Origin of the sequence: Clostridium sp. HV4-5-A1G (assembly GCF_900184915.1) — a bacterium.
Taxonomy (GTDB): Bacteria; Bacillota; Clostridia; order Clostridiales; family Clostridiaceae; genus Clostridium_B; species Clostridium_B aromativorans.
This window is the reverse complement of sequence record NZ_FXYI02000391.1, coordinates 1-518: the sequence shown is the minus strand read 5'-3', so window position 1 is coordinate 518 and position 518 is coordinate 1. Positions and strand designations below refer to the sequence as shown.

Annotated in this window: 2 tRNA genes and 1 rRNA gene; all 3 read left to right on the top strand. The window is 45.9% G+C overall.

The window, feature by feature from the left end:
* The first annotated feature begins 237 nt into the window (after positions 1-237).
* Positions 238-354 (top strand): 5S ribosomal RNA (rrf, locus tag J5G60_RS18710).
* 8 nt (positions 355-362) lie between these two features.
* Positions 363-439: transfer RNA gene (locus tag J5G60_RS18705), tRNA-Ile, on the top strand.
* Between the two features lie 3 nt (positions 440-442).
* Positions 443-518 (top strand) — tRNA-Ala (locus J5G60_RS18700).

Below are 518 nucleotides of genomic sequence, written 5' to 3'. Positions count from 1 at the left end.
CGAGCAAGATGAGGAAAAATGTGAATGAGAAGCGGAATTTACTTATGTAAATGAGCATCGGAATGAATGTTTTGACGAAATATTGCGAAGTTAATAGCAATTTATAAGAAAATTAGTAATAGCGAGCAGTTCAAGGAAAGACTTGAGGGAGGAGCAGAGCTTACTCATGTAAGTGAGCACCGCAGCGAAAGACTTGACGAAGGAATGCGAAGTTAGTAGTAATTTTCGGTAAAAATATCTGGTGGCAATAACGTGAAGGCAACACCCCTTACCATTTCGAACAGGAAGGTTAAGCTTCACAGTGCCCATGGTACTGCAGGGGAGGCCCTGTGGGAGAGCAGGTCGTCGCCAGATAAATATATGGATCTTTAGCTCAGTTGGTTAGAGCAACCGGCTCATAACCGGTTGGTCCGGGGTTCGAGTCCCTGAAGGTCCACCATATGGGGGTATAGCTCAGCTGGGAGAGCATCTGCCTTGCACGCAGAGGGTCAAGAGTTCGAATCTCTTTATCTCCACCA